Source organism: Pseudomonas chlororaphis subsp. piscium, from assembly GCF_003850345.1.
GTDB lineage: Bacteria > Pseudomonadota > Gammaproteobacteria > Pseudomonadales > Pseudomonadaceae > Aquipseudomonas > Aquipseudomonas piscium.
Map to the genome: position 1 here is coordinate 955,923 of NZ_CP027707.1, position 19,875 is coordinate 975,797.

15 protein-coding genes and 3 tRNA genes are annotated in these 19,875 nt (G+C 55.9%); 16 read left to right on the top strand and 2 right to left on the bottom strand.

Annotated features, from left to right (window positions below):
- From ftsH to C4K38_RS04345, 16 genes are all read left to right on the top strand, one after another.
- Entirely contained in the window at positions 1 to 1,905 is a 1,905-nt protein-coding gene (gene ftsH, locus C4K38_RS04270; RefSeq protein ID WP_009046930.1) for an ATP-dependent zinc metalloprotease FtsH, read from the top strand.
- 8 nt (positions 1,906 to 1,913) lie between these two features.
- On the top strand, positions 1,914 to 2,765 hold the full coding sequence (gene folP / locus C4K38_RS04275; protein ID WP_053277409.1) for a dihydropteroate synthase: 852 nt from the start codon (positions 1,914 to 1,916) through the stop codon (positions 2,763 to 2,765).
- Positions 2,766 to 2,781: 16 nt separating this feature from the next.
- Positions 2,782 to 4,119 (top strand): phosphoglucosamine mutase, encoded by a 1,338-nt coding sequence (gene glmM / locus C4K38_RS04280; protein WP_053277410.1) that lies wholly within the window; start codon positions 2,782 to 2,784, stop codon positions 4,117 to 4,119.
- A 66-nt stretch (positions 4,120 to 4,185) separates the two neighbouring features.
- Positions 4,186 to 4,941, top strand: a complete 756-nt coding sequence (gene tpiA / locus C4K38_RS04285) for a triose-phosphate isomerase (RefSeq protein ID WP_053277411.1) — start codon at positions 4,186 to 4,188, stop codon at positions 4,939 to 4,941.
- Positions 4,942 to 4,945: 4 nt separating this feature from the next.
- Positions 4,946 to 5,329 (top strand): preprotein translocase subunit SecG, encoded by a 384-nt coding sequence (secG, locus tag C4K38_RS04290; RefSeq protein WP_009042126.1) that lies wholly within the window; start codon positions 4,946 to 4,948, stop codon positions 5,327 to 5,329.
- Positions 5,330 to 5,358: 29 nt separating this feature from the next.
- A tRNA-Leu gene (locus C4K38_RS04295) sits at positions 5,359 to 5,444 on the top strand.
- Between the two features lie 96 nt (positions 5,445 to 5,540).
- A tRNA-Met gene (locus tag C4K38_RS04300) sits at positions 5,541 to 5,617 on the top strand.
- Between the two features lie 130 nt (positions 5,618 to 5,747).
- Positions 5,748 to 6,206 (top strand): ribosome maturation factor RimP, encoded by a 459-nt coding sequence (gene rimP, locus C4K38_RS04305; protein ID WP_007920877.1) that lies wholly within the window; start codon positions 5,748 to 5,750, stop codon positions 6,204 to 6,206.
- A 47-nt stretch (positions 6,207 to 6,253) separates the two neighbouring features.
- Entirely contained in the window at positions 6,254 to 7,735 is a 1,482-nt protein-coding gene (gene nusA, locus C4K38_RS04310; RefSeq protein WP_009046934.1) for a transcription termination factor NusA, read from the top strand.
- A gap of 26 nt (positions 7,736 to 7,761) precedes the next feature.
- Positions 7,762 to 10,275 carry a translation initiation factor IF-2 gene (gene infB, locus C4K38_RS04315; protein WP_053277412.1) on the top strand — a complete coding sequence of 838 codons (2,514 nt, stop codon included), beginning with the start codon at positions 7,762 to 7,764 and terminating at the stop codon, positions 10,273 to 10,275.
- Between the two features lie 159 nt (positions 10,276 to 10,434).
- Complete coding sequence (gene rbfA, locus C4K38_RS04320; protein ID WP_007920881.1) at positions 10,435 to 10,830, top strand: 30S ribosome-binding factor RbfA; 396 nt, start codon at positions 10,435 to 10,437, stop codon at positions 10,828 to 10,830.
- Between the two features lie 3 nt (positions 10,831 to 10,833).
- Complete coding sequence (gene truB, locus C4K38_RS04325; RefSeq protein WP_007920884.1) at positions 10,834 to 11,751, top strand: tRNA pseudouridine(55) synthase TruB; 918 nt, start codon at positions 10,834 to 10,836, stop codon at positions 11,749 to 11,751.
- 140 nt (positions 11,752 to 11,891) lie between these two features.
- Complete coding sequence (gene rpsO, locus C4K38_RS04330; protein ID WP_009042128.1) at positions 11,892 to 12,161, top strand: 30S ribosomal protein S15; 270 nt, start codon at positions 11,892 to 11,894, stop codon at positions 12,159 to 12,161.
- A gap of 195 nt (positions 12,162 to 12,356) precedes the next feature.
- Positions 12,357 to 14,462, top strand: a complete 2,106-nt coding sequence (gene pnp / locus C4K38_RS04335; protein WP_025810051.1) for a polyribonucleotide nucleotidyltransferase — start codon at positions 12,357 to 12,359, stop codon at positions 14,460 to 14,462.
- Between the two features lie 214 nt (positions 14,463 to 14,676).
- Positions 14,677 to 14,752 (top strand) — tRNA-Thr (locus C4K38_RS04340).
- A gap of 182 nt (positions 14,753 to 14,934) precedes the next feature.
- Entirely contained in the window at positions 14,935 to 16,680 is a 1,746-nt protein-coding gene (locus C4K38_RS04345) for an alpha-L-rhamnosidase-related protein (protein ID WP_053277413.1), read from the top strand.
- A gap of 196 nt (positions 16,681 to 16,876) precedes the next feature.
- On the opposite strand, the gene C4K38_RS04350 is transcribed toward C4K38_RS04345, so the two are convergent.
- Entirely contained in the window at positions 16,877 to 18,220 is a 1,344-nt protein-coding gene (locus C4K38_RS04350; protein ID WP_124345257.1) for an O-antigen polymerase, read from the bottom strand.
- A gap of 668 nt (positions 18,221 to 18,888) precedes the next feature.
- Entirely contained in the window at positions 18,889 to 19,749 is an 861-nt protein-coding gene (locus C4K38_RS04355; protein WP_053277418.1) for a LysR substrate-binding domain-containing protein, read from the bottom strand.
- Positions 19,750 to 19,875 lie beyond the last annotated feature (126 nt).

The following is a 19,875-nucleotide window of genomic DNA, read 5'->3' on the forward strand; positions in this document are numbered from 1 at the left end:
ATGGCAAAGAATCTGATCCTGTGGTTGATCATCGCGGCTGTCCTGGTGACGGTGATGAACAACTTCTCCAGCCCTAACGAGCCGCAGACCCTCAACTATTCCGACTTTATCCAGCAAGTTAAGGATGGCAAGGTCGAGCGCGTAGCCGTTGATGGTTATGTGATTACCGGCAAGCGCAACGATGGCGATAGCTTCAAGACCATTCGTCCTGCGATTCAGGACAACGGCCTGATCGGTGACCTGGTGGATAACCACGTGGTCGTCGAAGGCAAACAGCCTGAACAGCAAAGCATCTGGACCCAGTTGCTGGTCGCCAGCTTCCCGATCCTGGTGATCATCGCCGTCTTCATGTTCTTCATGCGGCAGATGCAGGGTGGTGCCGGTGGCAAGGGAGGGCCGATGAGCTTTGGCAAGAGCAAGGCGCGCCTGTTGTCCGAAGATCAGGTGAAAACCACCCTGGCGGATGTCGCGGGTTGCGACGAGGCCAAGGAAGAAGTGGGTGAGCTGGTTGAGTTCCTCCGCGATCCAGGCAAGTTCCAGCGTCTGGGCGGGCGTATTCCTCGTGGTGTGCTGATGGTTGGCCCGCCGGGTACCGGTAAGACCTTACTGGCCAAGGCCATCGCCGGTGAAGCCAAGGTTCCGTTCTTCACCATTTCCGGTTCCGACTTCGTCGAAATGTTCGTTGGTGTAGGTGCCAGCCGCGTTCGTGACATGTTCGAGCAGGCCAAGAAACATGCTCCGTGCATCATCTTCATCGACGAAATCGATGCTGTCGGTCGCCATCGTGGTGCCGGTATGGGTGGTGGTCATGATGAGCGTGAACAGACTCTCAACCAGCTGCTGGTCGAGATGGATGGCTTTGAAATGAATGATGGCATCATCGTCATTGCCGCCACCAACCGTCCTGATGTGCTGGACCCTGCGCTGTTGCGTCCAGGTCGTTTCGACCGTCAGGTCGTGGTTGGTCTGCCGGATATCCGTGGCCGTGAGCAGATCTTGAAAGTTCACATGCGTAAAGTGCCAATGGGTGAGGATGTCGCACCGGCAGTTATCGCTCGTGGTACGCCCGGCTTCTCTGGTGCCGACCTGGCCAACCTGGTGAACGAAGCATCGCTTTTCGCTGCCCGTAGCGGCAAGCGCATCGTCGAGATGAAAGAGTTCGAACTGGCAAAAGACAAGATCATGATGGGCGCGGAGCGCAAATCCATGGTCATGTCCGAGAAGGAAAAGCAGAACACGGCTTATCACGAGGCTGGCCACGCTATTGTCGGTCGAGTAGTGCCTGAGCACGATCCGGTCTACAAGGTTTCGATCATCCCACGCGGTCGGGCTCTGGGTGTAACCATGTTCCTGCCGGAAGAGGATCGCTACAGCTTGTCCAAGCGTGCGCTGATCAGTCAGATCTGCTCGCTGTACGGCGGTCGTATCGCTGAAGAAATGACATTGGGCTTTGACGGTGTAACTACCGGTGCTTCCAACGACATCATGCGCGCCAGTCAGATTGCGCGGAACATGGTGACCAAGTGGGGGCTTTCCGAGAAGTTGGGCCCGTTGATGTACGCCGAAGAAGAGGGCGAGGTCTTTCTGGGGCGCAGTGCTGGCAGCCAGCATGCCAGCCTGTCTGCGGAAACCGCCAAGCTGATCGACTCCGAAGTTCGTAGCATCATCGACCAGTGCTATGGCACCGCCAAGCAGATCCTCACGGATAACCGCGACAAGCTGGATGCGATGGCCGATGCCTTGATGAAGTATGAAACCATCGATGCCGAGCAGATCGACGACATCATGGCTGGTCGTACCCCTCGCGAGCCTCGCGATTGGGAGGGCGGTTCGGGTACCACACCTCCGGTGGTGCAGAATGAACGTCCAGAAACACCGATCGGCGGCCCGGCTGCTGACCACTAAGGTTTGAAATGACTTCTATGTCGTCCTCGACCCGGTTGCCTTGCGGCAACCGGGTTCTTGATTTGGCCCATACGCATGTCATGGGCATTCTTAATGTCACTCCCGATTCCTTCTCCGATGGTGGTCGTTTCAGCCAGCTTGATGCTGCCTTGCGCCATGCCGAGGGCATGGTGCAGGCGGGCGCGACGCTCATCGATGTGGGGGGCGAGTCCACTCGTCCTGGTGCGCGGGCGGTATCGCCGCTTGAAGAGCTGGAGCGCGTAGCGCCTATTGTCGAGCGCATCCATCGTGAACTGGATGTCATTATTTCGGTCGATACCTCCACGCCTGCGGTCATGCGCGAAACTGCGCGTCTTGGCGCGGGCTTGATCAACGATGTTCGATCGTTGCGACGGGATGGCGCGCTGGATGCGGCAGCAGCCACAGGTTTACCGGTTTGCCTCATGCATATGCTCGGCGAGCCTGGCGATATGCAGGACAATCCGCAGTATCGGGATGTAACCAAGGAAGTAGGGGAGTTTCTGGTTGAGCGTATGGCTCAGTGTGCTGCAGTGGGTATTGGGGCGGAGCGGATCATTCTGGATCCAGGTTTTGGCTTCGCGAAGACCCTGCAGCACAATCTGAGTCTGTTCAAGCATATGGACGCCCTGCATGTCCTTGGTCGGCCTTTGCTGGTTGGAGTTTCGCGGAAGAGCATGATAGGCCAGGCGTTGAACCGTCCTGTCGGAGAGCGCTTGTATGGCGGTCTGGCTCTTGCTGCTTTGGCCATGACCAAGGGAGCGAAGATCCTGCGGGTCCATGATGTGGCCGAGACGGTGGATGTGATGCGGATGATTACAGCTGTTGAATCAGCCGAATAAGAATGATGGAGCGCTTATGAGCAAGAAATACTTTGGCACCGACGGTATTCGTGGTCGTGTGGGTGTGTACCCTATTACTCCCGATTTCATGCTCAAGCTGGGCTGGGCCGCGGGTATGGCCTTCCGCAGCATGGGCGCTTGCCGTGTGTTGGTGGGTAAAGACACGCGCATTTCCGGTTACATGTTCGAGTCCGCGCTTGAAGCGGGTCTATCTGCTGCCGGTGCGGATGTAATGCTGCTGGGCCCGATGCCCACTCCTGCCATCGCCTACCTGACCCGCACTTTCCATGCCGAGGCGGGGATCGTGATCAGCGCGTCGCATAATCCTCACGATGACAACGGCATCAAGTTCTTCTCGGGTGAAGGCACCAAGCTCCCCGATGAGGTCGAGTTGATGATCGAGGAGTTGCTGGACGCGCCGATGACCGTGGTGGAGTCGAGCAAGCTGGGCAAGGTCTCGCGCATCAATGATGCCTCGGGTCGCTACATCGAGTTCTGTAAGAGCAGCGTTCCTTCCAGCACCAGCTTTGCTGGGCTGAAAATCGTGGTTGATTGTGCCCATGGCGCAACCTACAAGGTGGCGCCAAGCGTTTTCCGTGAGTTGGGTGCTGAGGTGGTGGTGCTCTCCGCACAGCCTAATGGCCTGAACATCAACGACAATTGCGGTTCGACCCATATGGGGCAGTTGCAGGCTGCGGTATTGGCCGAGCACGCCGATCTGGGTATCGCCTTTGATGGTGATGGCGACCGGGTACTGATGGTCGACCATACAGGCGCCATCGTCGACGGTGACGAGCTGTTATTTATCATTGCCCGAGACCTGCATGCGCGTAACAAGCTGCAGGGTGGCGTGGTTGGTACCTTGATGAGCAATCTGGGTCTCGAGCTGGCCTTGGCTGACCTGGGGATCCCATTCGTGCGTGCCAACGTTGGTGACCGCTATGTCATTGCCGATCTGCTTGAGCGCCAATGGCTGGTAGGTGGTGAAAACTCCGGCCATATCGTGTGCTTCCAGCACACCACCACGGGCGATGCGATCATTGCCGCCCTACAGGTGTTGATGGCGCTGAAGCGACGTGATGAAGGTCTGGCGCAGTCGCGTCAGGCCCTGCGTAAGTGTCCACAGATTCTGGTGAATGTGCGCTTTGGTGGCGGAGCCAATCCCGTCGAGCATCCGGCTGTGAAAGAGGCCTGCGCGCGCGTCACTACCGCGATGGCTGGGCGTGGCCGGGTGTTGCTGCGCAAGTCGGGTACCGAGCCTTTGGTTCGCGTCATGGTCGAAGGTGACGATGAAGCCCAGGTCCGTGGCTATGCCGACGAACTGGCAAAACTGGTTGCGGAAGTTTCTGCCTGATTTCGGCTTGCCAGTGTTGATGCGGTTGGGTAACATCTGCGCCCACTTTGACCGACGAGGTACAGCATGCGTCGCCCTATGGTAGCTGGTAACTGGAAAATGCACGGTACCCGCGCCAGCGTCGCTGAGCTGATCAATGGCCTGCGTCATCTGGCCTTGCCTAGCGGTGTTGATGTCGCGGTATTCCCGCCTTGCTTGTATATCAATCAAGTGATTGATGGCTTGAAAGGCAAGTCGATTTCGGTCGGCGCGCAGAACTCTGCGGTGGAACCCATGCAAGGTGCGCTGACAGGAGAAATTGCTCCGAGTCAGCTGGCGGATGCAGGTTGTTCCCTGGTGCTGGTTGGGCACTCCGAGCGTCGCCTGATGATGGGTGAGCGTGACGGTACGCTGAATCGCAAATTCGCAGCAGCACAGGCTTGTGGCTTGAAGCCGGTCTTGTGTGTAGGGGAAACCCTCGAGCAGCGCGAGGCCGGGAAGACTCTTGAGGTTGTCGGGCGTCAGCTGGGCAGCATCATCGAAGAGTTGGGTGTTGGTGCGTTTGCCAATGCCGTTATCGCTTACGAGCCGGTCTGGGCCATTGGTACCGGGCTGACTGCTTCGCCGCAACAGGCCCAGGATGTGCACGCAGCTATCCGGGCGCAGTTGGCGGCAGAGAATTCTGAAGTGGCACGAGGTGTGCGGCTTCTATACGGCGGCAGCGTGAAGGCGGCCAATGCGGTCGAACTGTTCGGCATGCCGGATATCGATGGGGGGCTCATTGGTGGAGCTTCCCTGAATGCAGATGAGTTCGGTGCGATCTGTCGCGCCGCGGGAAACTGAAAAAATGCTGGAAACAGTCGTAGTCGTTTTTCATCTGCTGGGTGCGCTGGGCGTAGTAGCTCTGGTATTGCTGCAGCAGGGTAAAGGTGCGGACGCTGGCGCGTCTTTCGGAGCAGGTGCTTCAAATACTGTGTTCGGAAGCCAAGGTTCCTCTACCTTTCTTAGTAAGTTTACTGCTATACTTGCCGCAGGTTTTTTCATAACCAGCTTAGGGTTAGGTTACTTTGCTAAAGAGAAAGCTCACGAGCTGACTCAAGTAGGTTTGCCAGATCCAGCGGTGCTTGAAGCGCCAAAGCAAAAACCGGCTTCTGATGATGTCCCGGTGCTCCAAGAGCAAAAGTCGGCAACCAATGCGACTGACGTACCTCCAGCTCAAGAGCAGAAGTAAGAAGAGTTTCATGCAGTAACGCAGTCTATGCCGAGGTGGTGGAATTGGTAGACACGCAACCTTGAGGTGGTTGTGCCCATAGGGTGTAGGGGTTCGAGTCCCCTTCTCGGTACCAATTATCAGGAGAGCCCGCTGTTGCGGGCTTTCTTGTAGGTGGAAGGTTACATTGACCCAAAAAGGGATCAGTCGTATACTTCCGCCCCAGCTTTGTCGCGGGGTGGAGCAGTCTGGTAGCTCGTCGGGCTCATAACCCGAAGGTCGTCGGTTCAAATCCGGCCCCCGCAACCAGTTTTAGCGGAGCCCCTTTTCAGGGGCTTTTTGTTAGCTGGACACTTTATAACGCCGCTATTCAACGGCGTTTCCGGGATGGGCGCTTCGCCCATTTTTTATTTGCACAAGCATGCACGAGGGGGTTCAGGTGTCGAGCAAGCTAGAACAGTTGCAGGCCTTGTTGGCCCCGGTGGTCGTGGCCCTTGGCTATGAATGCTGGGGTATCGAGTTTTCGGCTCAAGGTCGCCACTCACTGTTGCGCGTTTATATCGATAAAGAAGGCGGTGTGCTGGTGGACGACTGTGCCATCGTCAGCCGTCAGATCAGCGGCGTTCTGGATGTCGAAGATCCGATCTCCGTTGAATACACCCTTGAAGTTTCCTCTCCTGGCATGGAACGCCCGCTGTTCACCCTTGAACAGTTTGCCAAGTATGTCGGTGAACAAGTGAAGATCAAGCTGCGCTCGCCTTTTGAAGGTCGGCGTAATTTTCAGGGCCTTCTCCGCGGGGTGGAGGAGCAGGACGTCGTGGTGCAGGTGGAAGACCATGAGTTTCTGTTGCCGATCGACATGATCGACAAGGCCCACATAATTCCCAGTTTTGACTGAGACGCGGATCCCGCGGATCCAATGGCTTGCGAAAGGCGAGGCGTACGATGAGCAAAGAAGTACTGCTGGTTGTTGAGTCGGTATCCAATGAAAAGGGTGTACCGGCAAGCGTAATTTTTGAAGCGCTGGAGCTGGCTCTGGCCACTGCTACCAAAAAGCGTTTCGAGGACGAAGTCGATCTGCGTGTGGAAATCAATCGCCACACCGGTGCTTACGAGACTTTCCGTCGCTGGACGGTAGTCGAGGAAGCCGACCTGGACGATCCGGCCGTGGAAACCTGGCCGAGCAAGGTCCAGGAAACCCATCCGGGCGCCAAAGTCGGTGATGTCGTCGAAGAAAAGATCGAATCGATCGAGTTCGGCCGCATTGCTGCGCAGACCGCCAAACAGGTCATCGTGCAGAAAGTCCGCGAAGCCGAGCGCGCTCAAGTCGTTGACGCTTACCGCGAGCGCCTGGGGGAAATCATCTCCGGCACCGTGAAAAAAGTGACCCGCGACAACGTGATCGTCGACCTGGGTAACAACGCCGAAGCGCTGTTGGCCCGTGAAGACATCATTTCCCGTGAGACTTTCCGGGTTGGCGTGCGTCTTCGCGCGCTGCTCAAGGAAATCCGCACCGAGAACCGCGGCCCGCAGTTGATCCTGTCGCGTACCGCGCCGGAAATGCTGATCGAGCTGTTCCGTATCGAAGTGCCGGAAATCGCCGAAGGCCTGATCGAAGTCATGGCTGCTTCCCGTGATCCGGGTTCGCGCGCCAAGATCGCGGTCCGTTCCAAAGACAAGCGCATTGACCCTCAGGGTGCGTGCATTGGTATGCGCGGTTCGCGCGTCCAGGCCGTTTCCGGTGAGTTGGGCGGTGAGCGTGTGGATATCGTCCTGTGGGACGACAACCCGGCGCAGTTCGTGATCAACGCCATGTCGCCGGCCGAAGTCGCGGCAATTATCGTCGACGAAGATGCCCATGCCATGGACATCGCCGTTGGCGCAGACAATCTGGCTCAGGCCATCGGTCGCGGTGGTCAGAACGTGCGTCTGGCCAGCCAGTTGACTGGCTGGACCCTGAACGTGATGACCGAATCGGACATCCAGGCTAAGCAGCAAGCTGAAACCGGCGACATCCTGCGCAACTTCATCGAAGAGCTGGAAGTCGATGAAGAGCTGGCACAGGTGCTGGTTGATGAAGGCTTCACCAGCCTGGAAGAGATTGCCTACGTACCGTTGGAAGAAATGCTCAACATCGACGGCTTTGACGAAGACATCGTCAACGAGCTTCGCGCTCGTGCCAAGGATCGCTTGTTGACTAAAGCCATCGCTACTGAGGAAAAGCTGGCAGACGCCCATCCGGCCGAAGACCTGCTCTCGCTTGAGGGTATGGACAAGGATTTGGCGATGGAACTGGCGGTGCGCGGCGTAATTACCCGCGAAGACCTGGCCGAGCAGTCTATTGACGACCTGCTCGACATCGACGGCATTGACGATGATCGTGCCGGCAAGTTGATCATGGCCGCCCGAGCCCATTGGTTCGAGTAATAGGCGCGGCCTGAGGAGAGAAGTGCATGACGCAAGTCACGGTGAAACAACTGGCCGATGAGGTCAAAACACCGGTAGAGCGCCTGTTGCAGCAGATGCGTGAGGCAGGTCTGCCGCACACCGCCGCCGAGGAACATGTGACCGACAGTGAGAAGCAATCCTTGCTGACTCACTTGAAGAGCAGCCACAAGGCGAAAGTGGAAGAACCGCGCAAGATCACTTTGCAGCGTAAAACCACCAGCACCCTGCGTGTTGCCGGCAGCAAAAGCATCAGCGTTGAAGTACGCAAGAAGAAAGTCTTCGTACAACGCAGCCCGGAAGAAATCGAAGCCGAGCGCCAGCGTGAACTGGAAGAACGTCGCGCAGTAGAAAATGCTGCCCGTCAGAAGGCTGAAGAAGAAGCCAAGCGTCGCGCCGAAGAAGAAGCGCGTCGCCAGCCTGCTGCTGCGCAACCTGCTGTCGTTGAAGCTGTCGCCGCCCCTGCGGTGGTTGCCGAACCGATTGTTGAAGACGTCCCTGTTGTCGCTCCAGCACCGGTCGCTGAAGTGCGCAAGAAGGACGAGCAGCGTCGCCCGGACAAGAGCCGCAACGACGACAACCGTCGTGGTGGCGATGGCGAGCGTAAAAACGCTCCGCATCGTGCTTCCGTCAAGGAAAAGGCACCGGCTCCACGCGTTGCCCCACGTACTACCGACGAAGAAAGCGATGGCTTCCGTCGTGGTGGTCGTGGCAAGGCCAAGTTGAAAAAGCGTAACGCTCACGGCTTCCAGAGCCCGACCGGTCCTGTCATTCGTGAAGTGAAGATCGGCGAAACCATCACTGTTGGCGATCTCGCCCAGCAGATGTCGGTCAAGGCTGCTGAAATCATCAAGTTCATGTTCAAGCTGGGCACCCCGGCCACCATCAACCAGGTACTGGACCAGGAAACTGCCCAGCTGGTTGCTGAAGAGCTGGGCCACAAAGTGACCCTGATCAGCGACACCGCCCTGGAAGATTCTCTGGCCGAGTCCCTGAAGTTCGAAGGTGAAGCGGTTCCTCGTGCGCCGGTAGTGACCGTAATGGGTCACGTTGACCACGGTAAGACCTCGCTGCTCGACTACATCCGTCGTGCCAAGGTTGCGGCTGGCGAAGCCGGCGGCATCACCCAGCACATCGGTGCGTACCACGTTGAAACCGAACGCGGCATGGTCACCTTCCTCGATACCCCGGGTCACGCCGCGTTTACCGCCATGCGTGCTCGTGGTGCCAAGGCGACCGACATCGTGATCCTGGTGGTTGCAGCGGACGACGGCGTGATGCCGCAGACCGTTGAAGCCGTTCAGCATGCTCAGGCAGCTGGCGTACCTCTGGTGGTCGCGGTGAACAAGATCGACAAGCCGGGTGCCGACCTCGATCGCATTCGTAGCGAACTGTCGGTTCACGGCGTGACTTCCGAAGACTGGGGTGGCGATACTCCATTCGTTCCGGTTTCCGCGAAGATGGGTACCGGCGTCGACGAATTGCTCGAAGCCGTACTGCTGCAGGCCGAAGTTCTTGAACTGACCGCCACGCCTTCGGCTCCTGGCCGTGGCGTCGTGGTTGAATCGCGTCTCGACAAGGGCCGTGGCCCGGTGGCGACCGTACTGGTTCAGGACGGTACCCTGCGTCAAGGCGACATGGTGCTGGTCGGCTCGAACTATGGCCGCGTGCGCGCCATGCTCGACGAGAACGGCAAGCCGATCAAGGAAGCAGGTCCGGCCATTCCGGTCGAGATCCTCGGCCTGGACGGTACCCCGGACGCTGGCGACGAGATGAGCGTGGTTGCCGACGAGAAGAAAGCCCGTGAAGTGGCTCTGTTCCGTCAAGGCAAGTTCCGCGAAGTCAAACTGGCTCGCGCTCACGCTGGCAAGCTGGAAAACATCTTCGAAAGCATGGGCCAGGAAGAGAAGAAGACGCTCAACATCGTCCTCAAATCCGACGTCCGTGGTTCGCTGGAAGCTCTGCAAGGCGCTCTGAACGGCCTGGGCAACGACGAAGTGCAAGTGCGCGTAGTCGGCGGCGGCGTCGGTGGTATCACCGAAAGCGACGCCAACCTGGCCCTGGCTTCCAACGCTGTACTGTTCGGCTTCAACGTGCGTGCCGATGCCGGCGCTCGCAAGATCGTCGAGCAGGAAGGTCTGGATATGCGTTACTACAACGTGATCTACGACATCATCGAAGACGTCAAGAAAGCCCTGACCGGTATGCTGGGCAGCGACGTTCGGGAGAACATCCTGGGTGTTGCCGAGGTTCGTGACGTGTTCCGTTCGCCGAAGTTTGGCGCGATCGCCGGTTGCATGGTGATCGAGGGTGTCGTTCACCGTAACCGTCCAATCCGTGTACTGCGTGAAGACATCGTTATCTTCGAAGGCGAGCTGGAATCCCTGCGCCGCTTCAAGGATGACGCTTCCGAAGTGCGTGCCGGCATGGAATGCGGTATCGGCGTGAAGAGCTACAACGACGTCAAGGTCGGTGACAAGATCGAAGTCTTCGAGAAGGTTCAGGTTGCTCGCAGCCTCTAACTCGCGCACTTCAAGAGCCATGATGGGCAGCCGCATGCAAATGCACGGCGCATCGTCCGGACTCTAAACGCAACGCCCGGTCTGGCTTCTGTCAGGCCGGGCGTTTGCCGCTTTCAGACCTTGCGGGTTTCACCGCGAGGCAGCAACAGGTAACAAGACATGGCAAAAGAATACAGCCGTACCCAACGCATCGGCGACCAGATGCAGCGTGAGCTCGCTCAGCTGATCCGTCGTGAAGTCAAAGATCCGCGCGTCGGCCTGGTCACCATCACCGCCGTTGAAGTCAGCCGTGACGTTGGTCACGCCAAGATCTTCATCACCGTGATGGGCCAGGACAACGCTGACGATATCGCCCAGAGCATCAAGGTGCTCAACTCGGCCGCCGGCTTCCTGCGTATGCAGCTGGCTCGCGAGATGAAGTTGCGCAGCGTTCCACAGCTGCACTTCCACTACGACGAAAGCGTCGTGCGGGGCGCGCATCTGTCGGCCCTGATCGAGCGCGCCGTGGCCGAAGACAGCCAGCACGCCGCTACACCCGAAGACGCCAAGGAGTAAGCGGTGGCTCAGGTCAAGCGTATCCGTCGTAACGTCAGCGGTATCATCCTGCTCGACAAGCCGCTGGGGTTCACTTCCAACGCGGCGCTGCAGAAAGTCCGCTGGTTGCTCAACGCCGAAAAGGCCGGGCATACCGGCAGCCTCGACCCCCTGGCCACTGGCGTGTTGCCGTTGTGCTTTGGCGAGGCGACCAAGTTCTCGCAATACCTGCTCGATTCCGACAAGGGTTACGAAACCCTGATGCAGTTGGGCAAGACCACCACCACGGCCGATGCCGAGGGTGAAGTCCTGCAGACTCGCGAAGTGACCGTTGGTCGCGCCGATATTGAAGCGGTGCTGCCGGAATTTCGCGGGCAAATCAGCCAGATACCGCCGATGTACTCGGCCCTCAAGCGTGATGGCCAGCCACTTTACAAGCTGGCCCGTGCAGGCGAAGTGGTGGAGCGCGAAGCGCGTTCTGTTACTATTGCGCGCTTGGAATTACTGGCCTTTGAAGGCGATACTGCGCGGCTAGCGGTGGACTGCAGTAAAGGCACCTATATCCGGACCCTGGTGGAGGATATCGGTGAGAAGCTGGGTTGCGGTGCTTACGTCGCGGAACTGCGTCGCACCCAGGCCGGTCCTTTCAGTCTGGCCCAGACCGTCACGCTGGAAGAGCTTGAGGCGGTACATGCCGAAGGCGGCAACGAAGCGGTGGATCGCTTCCTGATGCCATCGGACAGCGGCCTGCTGGATTGGCCGCTGCTGCAGTTCTCGGAGCACAGCGCGTTCTACTGGCTCAACGGCCAGCCAGTACGGGCTCCCGATGCACCGAAGTTCGGCATGGTGCGGGTACAGGATCACAATGGTCGCTTTATCGGTATCGGTGAAGTGAGCGAAGACGGGCGCATCGCGCCGCGTCGACTGATTCGGTCGGAATGACCGGAACCAGTCTGTGTAACAGCAGGCTGGAGAGGGTGGCTGTTAACAGGCACGGTCACAGCTCATTTATAGATACGGGGATTTGTCCCTGGCCTGTTGGTGGCGTTTCTCGGAACGTTGCCTTTTGAGAGGAAAGCCAAATGGCACTCAGCGTTGAAGAAAAAGCTCAAATCGTAACCGACTACCAGCAAGCTGTTGGTGACACTGGTTCGCCAGAAGTGCAAGTTGCACTGCTGACCGCCAACATCAACAAACTGCAAGGTCACTTCAAGGCCAACGGTAAAGATCACCACTCCCGTCGTGGTCTGATCCGCATGGTTAACCAGCGTCGTAAGCTGCTGGACTACCTGAAAGGCAAAGACCTGAGCCGTTACAGCGCTCTGATCGGTCGCCTGGGTCTGCGTCGCTAATCAGCGATTGCGCTAGAGGTTGGTTGTTTGCCGTGCGTCAGTGGGTTTCCCGCAGGCGCATGGCAGGCTCCCAGCCTCAAGTTTTATCTGGACAGTAGTTTTACCTGGACAATCTGGCCGGGCCGATTCCCGGAGTTGCCCAAGAATTTCGCAAGAAACCAGTTCCCCCAAGAGCCACAAAGAAGGTAGGACACCGTGAACCCGGTAATCAAAAAATTCCAGTTCGGTCAGTCGACCGTTACCCTCGAGACTGGCCGTATCGCCCGTCAGGCCTCCGGCGCAGTATTGGTCACCGTTGACGACGACGTCAGCGTATTGGTGACCGTGGTTGGCGCCAAGCAAGCCGATCCAGGCAAGGGTTTCTTCCCTCTGTCTGTTCACTACCAGGAAAAGACTTACGCTGCCGGTAAGATCCCTGGCGGTTTCTTCAAGCGTGAAGGCCGTCCTTCCGAGAAAGAAACCCTGACCTCGCGTCTGATCGACCGTCCGATCCGCCCTCTGTTCCCAGAAGGCTTCATGAACGAAGTGCAGGTTGTCTGCACCGTGGTTTCCACCAGCAAGAAGACCGATCCGGACATCGCTGCGATGATCGGTACCTCGGCTGCACTGGCCATCTCCGGCATTCCTTTCGACGGTCCGATCGGTGCTGCCCGCGTTGCTTTCCACGAAAGCACCGGCTACCTGCTGAACCCGACTTACGAGCAACTGGCTGCTTCGAGCCTGGACATGGTCGTAGCCGGTACCGAAGAAGCGGTACTGATGGTTGAATCGGAAGCCAAAGAGCTGACAGAAGACCAGATGCTGGGCGCCGTACTGTTCGCCCACGACGAATTCCAGGCCGTTATCCAGGCCGTCAAAGAGCTGGCTGCCGAAGCCGCCAAGCCAACCTGGGACTGGGCTCCTGCTCCAGAAGCCACCGACCTGCTGGGCGCTATCCGCTCCGAGTTCGGCGAAGCGATCTCCCAGGCCTACACCATCACCGTCAAGGCCGACCGTTATGCTCGCCTGGGCGAGTTGAAAGACCAGGTCGTCGCCAAGCTGTCCGGTGAAGAAGGCCAGCCTTCCGCCAGCGACGTCAAAGCCGCTTTCGGTGAAATCGAATACCGCACCGTTCGCGAAAACATCGTCAACGGCAAGCCACGTATCGACGGTCGCGACACCCGCACCGTGCGTCCGCTGAACATCGAAGTCGGCGTTCTGCCGAAGACCCACGGTTCGGCTCTGTTCACCCGTGGCGAGACTCAGGCCCTGGTAGTCGCGACTCTGGGTACCGCCCGTGACGCACAGCTGCTGGACACCCTGGAAGGCGAGAAAAAAGACCCCTTCATGCTGCACTACAACTTCCCTCCGTTCTCGGTGGGCGAGTGTGGTCGCATGGGCGGCGCTGGTCGTCGTGAAATCGGTCACGGCCGTCTGGCCCGTCGTTCGGTCCAGGCCATGCTGCCAGCCGCTGACGTGTTCCCTTACACCATCCGCGTAGTATCGGAAATCACCGAGTCCAACGGTTCCAGCTCCATGGCTTCCGTTTGCGGTGCTTCCCTGGCGCTGATGGACGCTGGCGTGCCGATGAAGGCACCGGTTGCGGGTATCGCCATGGGCCTGGTCAAGGAAGGCGAGAAATTCGCCGTTCTGACCGACATCCTGGGTGACGAAGACCACCTGGGCGACATGGACTTCAAGGTAGCCGGTACCGCCAAAGGCGTCACCGCGCTGCAGATGGACATCAAGATCAAAGGCATCACCGAAGAGATCATGGAAATCGCTCTGGGCCAAGCCCTGGAAGCGCGCCTGAACATCCTCGGCCAGATGAACCAGATCATTGGCCAGTCGCGTACCGAACTGTCGGCCAACGCTCCGACCATGATCGCGATGAAGATCGACACCGACAAAATCCGTGATGTCATCGGTAAAGGCGGCGCGACCATCCGTGCGATCTGCGAAGAGACCAAGGCTTCGATCGACATCGAAGACGACGGCTCGATCAAGATCTTCGGCGAAACCAAGGAAGCCGCAGAAGCCGCGCGTCAGCGCGTTCTGGGCATCACCGCGGAAGCCGAGATCGGCAAGATCTACGTTGGCAAGGTTGAGCGCATCGTCGACTTCGGCGCATTCGTCAACATCCTGCCTGGCAAGGACGGTCTGGTTCACATCTCCATGCTGAGCGATGCTCGCGTCGAGAAAGTGACCGACATCCTGAAAGAAGGTCAGGAAGTGGAAGTGCTGGTACTGGACGTGGACAACCGCGGCCGTATCAAGCTGTCCATCAAAGACGTGGCAGCAGCCAAGGCTTCGGGCGTTTAAGACTCCCGACGCACTAAGCTGAACAAGCAAACGCCCCGACTGGTTCGGGGCGTTTTGCTATGTGCCTGTTTTTCTCAGGCCGCAATCTCCTGCAGGCGCGAGCTTGCTCGTGATCCGATATCAAGGGCGCCAACAGCCTCGAAGGCGACTGCGAAACATCGAGACATTGCGCGAAGTTGCCGGACCTCGATAGCAATGCTAGGTTTAGCCCACCGCCCGTGTAGCTCAGCCGGTAGAGCAGCGCACTCGTAACGCGAAGGTCGCAGGTTCGATTCCTGTCTCGGGCACCATGTTCACTTTCATTGGGTTTCGGTGGGTTTTGCAAAGTTAAAATGATGTCCGCGTGCATCGCTATGATGCGTGCCATAAGTTCTGCTGCCCCGAAACTTTCATAAAGTGACGGGCTATTGGGATATCGTTTAAGACCCCCCGATCAAATTGATTTACGGAAAAAAGACGAGAAAGCGCACAGATGAAGTCGTTCTGCATATTGGTTTTTACTCTTGTTTTTTCATCGGTTTCGGCTGCAGAGCAAGAACTTCCGGTGGGTATAGAAGGAACTGTAAAACTATTTAAGCTTGCACCTGTCAAGGTAGATGTTGGCGAGAACAAAATCACTATTGACTATGGAAAAGTATATTTTTCGAAGGTGACAATTACCCCTAACTTGGAGAATGTCGGTCGCGCGATAACCATAAAGTTAAGAGAAAGTAGTCAGCCAGATCCGCTTCCGAGTACAGGTCCGGAAAAGATTGGCGTCCGCTACCTTGAAGAAAACATTACCTTGCGCAAAGGGCCACAAGAGCTGCCGCTTCCTATCGCGGATAAGAGGTTGATGCCTGCCAGCATCGGCGCTGTAATGCCGTTTCGTTACATTGATATCTATGGATGGAAGGGAGATTTTTCGGAAAAGTTCATCAAAGTCGAGTTTTCTCGCTCATCGAAGTATGAGAGCCGAGGCGTTATCAGCTTTTCCGGTGGTCAAACGGCTGATGAGTTGAATCGAATCCTTGAGTTGACGAACCATACGATCGAAGCCACCAGTTTTGCGGGGGTATTCGTGGATGGGGACCGAGAGCGGCTACCGTATGAGGCTGATGCTTACATCAACCAGCTTGGCTGGTTTGCCAACGTTGGAGACGTTACCGTGCCTCGACGAACGTTCGAGTACCTGGTTAAGCATCCAAGCTGGCCAACGGAGTGGCAGGCACACATGATATTCATGGCATGGGCTGACTATTTACAGACCGGTGATATCAAGTTCTTGCGTAAGCATTATGACTGGCTCAAAACGTTGAGCCTGGAGGAAGCCATCTCGGAGTCAGGGATGGTAGATGTGACGAAAATTTCTCCGGAGTTGAAAGAGAAGCTCAAAGTAACCTACCCACTAGGTGACATTGTGGATTGGCCACCCAGTCAACGGGACGGTCACGAAATGCTTGCAAACAACACGGTTACCAACGCATTTGTCTACATGGGCTTCAAGCGCATGGCGGATATCGCTCGTGCTTTGGGAGAGGAATCGGATCGTAGTCGATTCAGCGATTTGGCCAACAGTCTGAAAGCTGTCATGGAAGCTAAAGTGAGGGGGCAGGACGGGTTGTATGTCGATGGCATTGGTTCCACGCATACATCAGCCCATAGCTTGTTTATCCCTTTGGCATTTGGCATGGTTGATAACAATCAGCGTGGTGATGTCTTGAAGACGCTGGCCACGAAGGTTGGAAGTTATGGTGGCGGTTTCCCTGGCTCGGTTTTCACGGCCCAGTATCTGTTGGAAGGGTTATTCGAATCGGGTGAAGACGATCTGGCTCTCGCGCTGATGCTGAATAAGACTGAGCGCGGCTGGATGAACATGTTGAACAAATATGATGCCACCATTACCCATGAGGCATGGGATGTTCAGTTCAAGTACAACGAAGATTGGACCCATGCTTGGGGAGCCGCGCCGGCCAATATCATTCCACGGTTCATCCTGGGTATTAACGCGACCGAGCCTGGCTGGGCACGCTGGGAAATAAAACCATCGAAGGTTCTGACGTTTTCCGCGAAAGCGAAGATACCAACTCCTCATGGATTGATCGATATCATGTACGATTATCCAAAACGGAAAATAGTATTCAATGTGCCAAAAGGCACAGTGGCTGAATTAAACTTCAATCAGCGCTCGCTGCAATTTGAACCTGGTTGGCACGAAGCCGTATGGGATGTCCAATGAATAAGTCTGCATTGGATTTGTGAGCTTTTGCGAGAGCCACGCAGAAGCTTATTTGGACGCTTTTTAGTTGTGTGTGGTATGGCGAGTTGCGTGTAAGTGCAACCAACTTGGCTTGGTTGCACTCATTGGATAGGAAGCCTACCTTTCCAGTAACATATTTTTTGGAAGGCCTTCGGACTTGCTAGTGTAGGCTGGATCAAGACTTAATAAAATAAAATCTCTTGTTGCTGAGGTAGCTATTTACGCCAAGGATGGCGCACACTGCAATAAATACGGCAAAAATACTATTCCATGTCATAATACTGATAAGGAAGGATGAATATGTATAAGCTATAAAGCACATATATAGTGCGACGGAGATGACTGGTTTTCTTGCTTTTAGCATCGTGAAATATGCTAGGTTGAACAGAAAGCCAGTGAGCGTGAAATATACTAAAGATCCAATGATAGAAAAGTCGGTAATCAAGCCTCGGAACATAGTGTATATGTTTGACTGTATTATGTTGTGATAGTTGTAGTACTCGTCATAGTAGCCTTCTGGGATGTACGTCGTGTTACCCATGGCTTTAAATATAGCCATAAATGTGTATAGCCCATATGTGTTTTGTTTAAGTAGTGCGTACTCCATGTTTGAGTAACCTAAATAAACGCTGGAAAACCAGTCAGAGAACGCATAAAAACTACCGAAGGCATATGAAGATAAATAGAATTCCAATTTCTTAATGGTTTCCTCTATAGTCCCTTCTCCAATGCCCCGCGCCAGAAATGAGGCTATTAAAATTGGGAAAAGCAAAATCACAGAAAGAAATATTACTTTGTTGGTCACTTTGTTTGTAAGGGAGTAGCTTCCTGCATGCATTCTTGCGACTAATACACCCGAGTAGAAAAAGGCTGCACATAGGAACAGGGTTCCCTTGTCGGCATAAATGACCATGTGAAGTCCAGCAGGAATAAAGCTGCAAAGGAATATTAAGGCTCTCTTGATGTTGCTTTTGTTGGCGATAATTAACCCGCCAATGCAGTTTGCAGTGTAGTTTAGTATCACGCCGATCTGTGCAAAGATATTTGGTTCAATATGCCCGTTGTAGCGGTCACTAAGGTATCGGTTTGCAGTTCCTATTAGGTCCGTAACAAACTCATAAGGCGAGTAGCCTTGTATGGCTAAGTTTGCAAGCATGCAAAGAATTACGATTCCTTGCATTGAGAAAAAACCTAGTGTTAGTATTTGGTTGTTATAAAGGTTTGGAGATGTCGTTTGCTTGCAATGGTTTGCTTCTCTGGCGCTGTTCCAGTTTGTAAGAAATGCAGGTATGGAAAACGCTAATGTGCAAGCAAATATGTAAAGCGTTGCCATCGGGTTTGATGGGACGTTAGTCATTACTACTAATGGGAAGAAGGTAAAAAAGAACCAGAACAAAGAAAATACAACGGGCGGTGCTACCCAAGATCTACATTTGGTTTTGAGTATGTATGCTGACAAGAGCATCGCTAGACTAAACCCGATAGACGCTACCTTAAATATGTAATCTTCTTCTGTCACTGGGCTACCACTAATTAAATATTATTGGGTGAATGTTGCTATGGTCATCGCTATAAGGAAGAGCACTAAAGCTTGAAGTTTATCTTTCGTCATGGCTTTTATGGGTCAGTTTTTACTGTCGCTTTCCAGTGTTTCATTTTTATCTGGAATCCTTTAGTTGTTATTGCTCAAAGACTTATTTTCTTGTGATTTCTTGAACTCGAATAATGCCACGGTAGATTCTGGCGTCCAAGCTGCTGCTCGCTACCACTTTGATCTCCAGTGTACCTGCATTAAGCATCGACATTGATGCCTGAGGATAGTCGAGGATTCTACAAGCGAACGCCGGGTGTGTCAGTGTCTGTGTCATGTAGGTACTTGCTTGGCCTGTGCTTGGCCGGCTAGCTGGCTTGTGATCAATTAACGGGCGAGTTGATGAACGCCCAGCAGCAGTGAAAAGGTACACTAGCTAATACAGCTGTTGATGCGTAGCCGGAGAGAGTCGGTAGATATGGCTTAGGGGGGCCAAATCCGATTCCTGTCTCGGGCACCAGTCAGCCGTTTCAAGCAATCCATGAATGCCTGTCAGATACATACAAAGCCCGCCCAGTGCGGGTTTTGTCGTTTCTGGCGTTCATGACTGGTGTCCGGGCGATTAATGGATGTCCCGGTTCTGAAAGGAAACCTGTTCAAGCTTTTCCAAGGGCCCCGGCCAGCCAGTCGCAGAAGCCGCGGGTGAGGGCATCGCCTTCGCTGTCGCGGTGCACCAGCCAACTCCAGTTCGGGCCGCGTACCCTCTGCTCCGCCAGCGCCACCAGCAGCCCCTGATCCTGGGCATGGCCGGCCAGCAGCTGGCTGACCAGGGCTATCCCCAGGCCCTGGCTGGCGGCGTCCAGCAGCAGGCCGGGGTCGGAGAAGTTCAGCCCCTGGCTGTGCTGGCCGACATCGGCGCCGCCCTGTACCTGCCAATGGCTCCAGTCCATCTCACGCTCGCCGTGCAGGGTGGTGCGCGTATCTGCTGCCTGTTCCAGCAAGGCGGGATGGCAGGCCGGGTACAGGCGGTCTTCCAGCAGTACGCGAAAGCTGCATTCGGCCTGGGCGCTGAGGTCGTCGCGCACGGCGATGTCGATGGTCTGGGTGGCCATGTCGGGTGTTTCGTCGGTGGTCAGCAGCCAGAGATCAACCTGCGGATGAAGCCGGTGAAAGTCCGCCAGGCGCGGCACCAGCCAGTGGCGGGCGAAGGCCGGGGTGGTGTTGACCACCAGCTGGTTGGGCTTGCGGTACTGGTCCAGGCGGCGGATGCCCACGGCCAGTTGCTGCAGCAGCGACTGGGTGGTGCTGAGCAGGTCGAAGCCGGCATCGGTCAGCGCCACGCTGCGGCCGTTGCGGAAGAACAGCGGCTGTTCGAGGAAGCTTTCCAGGCTGCGGATCTGCTGGCTGATGGCCGACTGGGTGAGGTGCAGTTCTTCGGCGGCCTTGTGGAAGCTGCCCAGGCGGGCGGCGGCTTCGAAGCCGCGCAGGGCATTCAGGGGTGGCCAGTGTTTAAGCATGATCGATAAGTCCAGCTAATCAGAATTCGACAAAATCTATCGTTTGTTCAGTCGTTTTTACAGGCCTAGCATACAAGTCATCACTGCGGTCGCGGTTTTCAGTGATAACAAAATCTTAACTGAAGG

What these genes read in the sequence shown, in the direction of transcription:
- nusA (WP_009046934.1), top strand. Translation starts at nt 6,254, where the DNA reads ATGAGCAAAGAAGTACTGCTGGTTGTTGAGTCGGTATCCAATGAAAAG.
- C4K38_RS04355 (WP_053277418.1), bottom strand. Translation starts at nt 19,749, where the DNA reads ATGCTTAAACACTGGCCACCCCTGAATGCCCTGCGCGGCTTCGAAGCC.
- ftsH (WP_009046930.1), top strand. Translation starts at nt 1, where the DNA reads ATGGCAAAGAATCTGATCCTGTGGTTGATCATCGCGGCTGTCCTGGTG.
- folP (WP_053277409.1), top strand. Translation starts at nt 1,914, where the DNA reads ATGACTTCTATGTCGTCCTCGACCCGGTTGCCTTGCGGCAACCGGGTT.
- infB (WP_053277412.1), top strand. Translation starts at nt 7,762, where the DNA reads ATGACGCAAGTCACGGTGAAACAACTGGCCGATGAGGTCAAAACACCG.
- secG (WP_009042126.1), top strand. Translation starts at nt 4,946, where the DNA reads ATGCTGGAAACAGTCGTAGTCGTTTTTCATCTGCTGGGTGCGCTGGGC.
- glmM (WP_053277410.1), top strand. Translation starts at nt 2,782, where the DNA reads ATGAGCAAGAAATACTTTGGCACCGACGGTATTCGTGGTCGTGTGGGT.
- C4K38_RS04345 (WP_053277413.1), top strand. Translation starts at nt 14,935, where the DNA reads ATGAAGTCGTTCTGCATATTGGTTTTTACTCTTGTTTTTTCATCGGTT.
- rpsO (WP_009042128.1), top strand. Translation starts at nt 11,892, where the DNA reads ATGGCACTCAGCGTTGAAGAAAAAGCTCAAATCGTAACCGACTACCAG.
- rbfA (WP_007920881.1), top strand. Translation starts at nt 10,435, where the DNA reads ATGGCAAAAGAATACAGCCGTACCCAACGCATCGGCGACCAGATGCAG.
- tpiA (WP_053277411.1), top strand. Translation starts at nt 4,186, where the DNA reads ATGCGTCGCCCTATGGTAGCTGGTAACTGGAAAATGCACGGTACCCGC.